This is a genomic window from Salmonella sp. 32082101201600294FB01SM01 (genome assembly GCF_017572865.1).
GTDB lineage: Bacteria > Pseudomonadota > Gammaproteobacteria > Enterobacterales > Enterobacteriaceae > Salmonella > Salmonella enterica.
This window is the reverse complement of sequence record NZ_JAGESB010000011.1, coordinates 1-4,452: the sequence shown is the minus strand read 5'-3', so window position 1 is coordinate 4,452 and position 4,452 is coordinate 1. Positions and strand designations below refer to the sequence as shown.

Below are 4,452 nucleotides of genomic sequence, written 5' to 3'. Positions count from 1 at the left end.
CACCGGTGATCATGTTTTTAACATAGTCGGCGTGCCCCGGGCAGTCTACGTGTGCGTAGTGGCGGGTCGGGGTATCGTATTCAACGTGAGAAGTGTTGATGGTGATACCACGCGCTTTTTCTTCCGGCGCGTTATCGATCTGGTCGAATGCGCGGGCGGCGCCGCCGTAGGTTTTAGCCAGTACGGTAGTAATGGCAGCGGTCAGCGTTGTTTTACCATGGTCAACGTGGCCGATAGTACCGACGTTAACGTGCGGTTTTGTACGTTCAAACTTTTCTTTAGACATCGATTGTCCCTCTAAGACACGGATAAATCGGTGATATCACCACATCAACCAGGCAACACGCCCGACTTGTTGAATGCTAATAAACAGAAGAGAAAAACAGGAAGGAGAAAAGAAGTGGTGCTGATAGGCAGATTCGAACTGCCGACCTCACCCTTACCAAGGGTGCGCTCTACCAACTGAGCTATATCAGCACATCTTGGAGCGGGCAGCGGGAATCGAACCCGCATCATCAGCTTGGAAGGCTGAGGTAATAGCCATTATACGATGCCCGCATCCTGGAACTCGGCTACCTGATTTTCATTCTGCACTGAATATCGAGAGAAACTCTCTTTATTCGAGCCGGTAAGCGAACTTATCGTCTCGGGCTGCGCCATCGCGCGGCCGAAAATGGTGGTGGGGGAAGGATTCGAACCTTCGAAGTCTGTGACGGCAGATTTACAGTCTGCTCCCTTTGGCCGCTCGGGAACCCCACCGGACTTGATGGTGCCGACTACCGGAATCGAACTGGTGACCTACTGATTACAAGTCAGTTGCTCTACCTACTGAGCTAAGTCGGCATCAAGTAGCGCGCATTCTATGGAGACCTGCGTGCTCATGCAACTAAAAAATTGCATAAAATGTTCTATCGCTCACATTTTGCGCTATAAGAGACAAAAATGCTCTAATTTCAAACAAGAGAGCATAAATTTTCGGCATTTTACCGACCGTCTGACCAGGATACGACGCGGCATTTCAACGCTCCGTCGATAGAAAGCAATCTTCTGTATCTGGTATATTCGTCACATTGCTTCTCAGGGATAGCTTTCATAGCGAGATTTTTTCTTATTATTCCTCCCCATCTGGTGTTACCCTCCTGCCCATTGTCCAAATTAACTTAAATGTGACGTGCCGTTGCATGTCAGGGATGGCCCTCGTTCATCGCTGAACTGATGTAGCAATAGCAGCCAGAAACATGCTTATGAGTATAAAAGAGCAATCGTTAATGACGCCTTACCTACAGTTTGATCGCAGCCAGTGGGCTGCGCTTCGCGATTCTGTGCCGATGACCCTGACCGAGGATGAGATCGCGCAGTTAAAAGGCATTAATGAAGATTTATCGCTGGAAGAAGTTGCAGAAATATATTTACCCCTCTCCCGTTTGCTAAATTTCTATATCAGTTCAAATCTGCGTCGTCAGGCTGTCCTGGAACAGTTTCTGGGCACTAACGGCCAGCGAATCCCTTACATCATCAGTATCGCGGGCAGCGTCGCAGTGGGTAAAAGCACGACAGCACGCGTTCTGCAAGCGTTGCTGAGTCGCTGGCCGGAACACCGCCGTGTTGAATTGATTACCACAGACGGCTTCCTCCACCCAAACCAGGTGTTGAAAGAACGCGGGTTAATGAAGAAAAAGGGGTTCCCCGAATCGTATGATATGCACCGACTGGTGAAATTCGTTTCTGACCTCAAGTCGGGCGTACCGAACGTGACGGCGCCAGTCTATTCTCATTTGATTTACGATGTTATTCCTGAAGGGGATAAAACCGTCGCTCAGCCTGATATATTGATTCTTGAAGGTTTGAATGTTTTACAAAGCGGTATGGATTATCCTCACGATCCGCACCATGTATTTGTCTCTGATTTCGTTGATTTCTCTATTTACGTTGATGCGCCAGAAGAACTTCTTCAGACATGGTATATCAATCGCTTCCTGAAGTTCCGCGAAGGGGCGTTTACCGATCCTGACTCTTATTTCCACAATTATGCGAAATTATCTAAAGAAGAAGCTGTTAATACAGCAGCTTCGCTTTGGAAAGAAATTAACTGGTTGAATTTAAAACAAAATATCTTACCTACGCGAGAACGTGCCAGCCTTATTATGACCAAGAGCGCTAACCATGCGGTGGAACAGGTAAGATTACGAAAATAACAGAAAAAAGGGGAGTACCGACTCCCCTTTTTACTATTCGGCGCTTCGCAGCGATATTTCTCCGCCCATCCAGGGTTTAATTACGCCATCCTGTTCAAGCAATAATGCGCCCTGAGTATCAATGCCGCGAGAAATACCAAATATTTCTTTGTCGCCAATAATCAGTTTTACCGGACGATCAATAAAATTATCCAGTTTTTTCCAGCGCGAAAGATAAGGAGAAAGACCTTCTTGCTCAAAAAGCTCAAGCGCAGCACGTAGCTTATAAATCAGCTTTGCGGCCAGCATATTGCGGTCGAGCGTAATTCCGGCCTCCTGCAACGTGATCCATCCCTGATTTATCACGTCCTCTTCTACACGACGCATTGCCATGTTAATACCAGCGCCAATCACTATTTGTGCGGCATCGCCCGTTTTACCGGTTAACTCGACCAGAATACCCGCCAGTTTGCGATCCAGCAGGTAGAGGTCGTTAGGCCACTTCACACGAACTTTATCAGCGCCCAGTTCACGCAGCACTTCCGCCATCACAATTCCAATGACCAGACTCAAGCCTATTGCCGCCGCAGGCCCCTGCTCCAGACGCCAGTACATTGAAAGATATAGATTCGCGCCAAACGGTGAGAACCATTTACGCCCGCGACGACCACGCCCTGCCTGTTGGTATTCTGCTACACAGGCATCGCCTGAGCGCAGCTCGCCAATTCGATCAAGTAAATACTGATTGGTTGAATCGATAACGGGCAATACCGCCACGTTTCCGCTATCCAGTTGGCTATGAATACGGTCAGCATCCAGTAACTGGATGGGTTCCGGCAAGCTATATCCTTTCCCCGGAACGGTAAATACATCTACTCCCCAGTCGCGTAATGTCTGGATATGTTTATTAATCGCCGCGCGGCTCATTCCCAGCCGTTCACCCAACTGCTCGCCTGAGTGAAACTCTCCGTCGGCAAGTAGTGAGATTAGCGTCAGGGGAACGGTAGTATCTTTCATGCAATGCTCTCCACAGCGTTCACCTCTCCGGACCGACCAATAAAGCGAACCTCAGGCTCCAGCCAGACATTAAATTTTTCACCCACTTTTTGCCGGACATGATGCGCCAGCGCCACCACATCTTTACTTGTCGCATCATTCGCATTAATCAATACCAGCGCCTGTTGGCGATGTACCGCAGCGCCGCCAATGGCGACGCCTTTCAACTGACATTGGTCTATCAGCCAGCCTGCCGCCAGCTTCACTGAGCCGTCTGCCTGAGGGTAATGCGGCGCGTTGGGAAATCGTTCTAACAGTTCCATAGCGATATCGGCTGCGACAACGGGATTTTTAAAAAAGCTGCCCGCATTGCCATTCACTTTAGGATCCGGCAATTTTGTGGTGCGCATATGGCATACAGCATCAAACACCTGTTGCGCGGTGACCGTTTTCGGGTCCAGACAAGTAAGATCGCCATAGGTCAACACCGGCTGCCATTGCTTTGATAAACGCAGACCCACCGCGACGATCGCAACGCGATCCTGATATTCATTTTTGAAGATGCTGTCACGATAGCCGAAACGGCATTCCGCCGCAGACAAACGCAGACGTTTTCCCGTTTCCAGTTCAACGCAGTCAACATAGTCGCAGACGCGCTGTAGTTCTACGCCATACGCGCCAATATTCTGTATAGGCGAGGAACCAACGCAGCCAGGGATGAGCGCCAGATTCTCCAGGCCGGGCATGTTGTTGTCCAGCGCGTAGCGAACCAGCTGATGCCAGTTTTCGCCTGCGCCGACGTGTAGGTGCCAGGCGTCCGCGGTTTCATTGACCTCAATGCCTTTCAGGCGGTTAAGGATCACGGTGCCGGCGTAATTTTCCAGAAACAGGACATTGCTTCCTTCACCCAGGATCATAACCGGCAGTCCCTCACGAGTTGCTTGCTGCCAGGCGCTCAGTAGTTGTTGTTCGTTTTCAGCGCATACGATGTGCTTTGCACAATGATCAATGCCGAAGGTATTCCAGGGTTTTAGGGAGTGGGTCATGGCTGCTTTCCTGATGCAAAATCAGGCTTAGTTTACCGCATCTATGTAGGGAAGGCTTGCGGTTATGTCGACGGAATAAGGCGGTATACACAGGCATTGTGTCGATGCCGTAGGCCGGATAAGGCGAAGCTGCCATCCGGCGGTGCAGGTTGCCTGATGGCGCTGCGCTTATCAGGCCTGCATTTTTACAGTTACCACACACGCAAAAAAGCCCATCCGTCAGGATGGGCTTCTTC

General features: G+C 49.8%; 6 protein-coding genes and 4 tRNA genes. 2 read left to right on the top strand and 8 right to left on the bottom strand.

Translation table 11 applies throughout. From position 1 onward, the window contains the following. From J4645_RS22010 to J4645_RS21990, 5 genes are all read right to left on the bottom strand, one after another. The coding region (locus tag J4645_RS22010) for a GTP-binding protein (RefSeq protein WP_000031682.1) at nucleotides 1-286 on the bottom strand (286 nt) is incomplete at its 3' end. Nucleotides 287-401: 115 nt separating this feature from the next. Then, a tRNA-Thr gene (locus J4645_RS22005) sits at nucleotides 402-477 on the bottom strand. Between the two features lie 6 nt (nucleotides 478-483). Further along, nucleotides 484-558: transfer RNA gene (locus J4645_RS22000), tRNA-Gly, on the bottom strand. A 116-nt stretch (nucleotides 559-674) separates the two neighbouring features. Then, nucleotides 675-759 (bottom strand) — tRNA-Tyr (locus J4645_RS21995). An 8-nt stretch (nucleotides 760-767) separates the two neighbouring features. Beyond that, nucleotides 768-843 (bottom strand) — tRNA-Thr (locus tag J4645_RS21990). A 19-nt stretch (nucleotides 844-862) separates the two neighbouring features. Here J4645_RS21990 and J4645_RS21985 point away from each other — a divergent pair. After that, on the top strand, nucleotides 863-1,036 hold the full coding sequence (locus tag J4645_RS21985) for a hypothetical protein (RefSeq protein ID WP_001541267.1): 174 nt from the start codon (nucleotides 863-865) through the stop codon (nucleotides 1,034-1,036). 208 nt (nucleotides 1,037-1,244) lie between these two features. Continuing rightward, complete coding sequence (coaA, locus tag J4645_RS21980; RefSeq protein WP_000023068.1) at nucleotides 1,245-2,195, top strand: type I pantothenate kinase; 951 nt, start codon at nucleotides 1,245-1,247, stop codon at nucleotides 2,193-2,195. 33 nt (nucleotides 2,196-2,228) lie between these two features. Here coaA and birA read toward each other — a convergent pair whose 3' ends face one another. The 3 genes from birA to J4645_RS21965 all read right to left on the bottom strand — a co-directional run. Then, nucleotides 2,229-3,191: a bifunctional biotin--[acetyl-CoA-carboxylase] ligase/biotin operon repressor BirA gene (gene birA, locus J4645_RS21975; protein ID WP_000655746.1), complete on the bottom strand. Its 963-nt coding sequence runs from the start codon at nucleotides 3,189-3,191 to the stop codon at nucleotides 2,229-2,231. Further along, nucleotides 3,188-4,216, bottom strand: coding sequence for a UDP-N-acetylmuramate dehydrogenase (murB, locus tag J4645_RS21970; RefSeq protein ID WP_000149794.1), 1,029 nt, complete (start codon nucleotides 4,214-4,216; stop codon nucleotides 3,188-3,190). Before murB ends, birA begins: the two co-directional genes overlap by 4 nt. Next, a partial coding sequence (locus J4645_RS21965; protein WP_207774822.1) for a hypothetical protein occupies nucleotides 4,176-4,452 on the bottom strand: 277 nt, incomplete at its 5' end. The genes J4645_RS21965 and murB, both read right to left, overlap by 41 nt.

Bases quoted from the DNA above. Each gene is read 5' to 3' on its own strand.
- birA (WP_000655746.1), bottom strand. From the start codon at position 3,191: ATGAAAGATACTACCGTTCCCCTGACGCTAATCTCACTACTTGCCGAC.
- murB (WP_000149794.1), bottom strand. From the start codon at position 4,216: ATGACCCACTCCCTAAAACCCTGGAATACCTTCGGCATTGATCATTGT.
- coaA (WP_000023068.1), top strand. From the start codon at position 1,245: ATGAGTATAAAAGAGCAATCGTTAATGACGCCTTACCTACAGTTTGAT.
- J4645_RS21985 (WP_001541267.1), top strand. From the start codon at position 863: ATGGAGACCTGCGTGCTCATGCAACTAAAAAATTGCATAAAATGTTCT.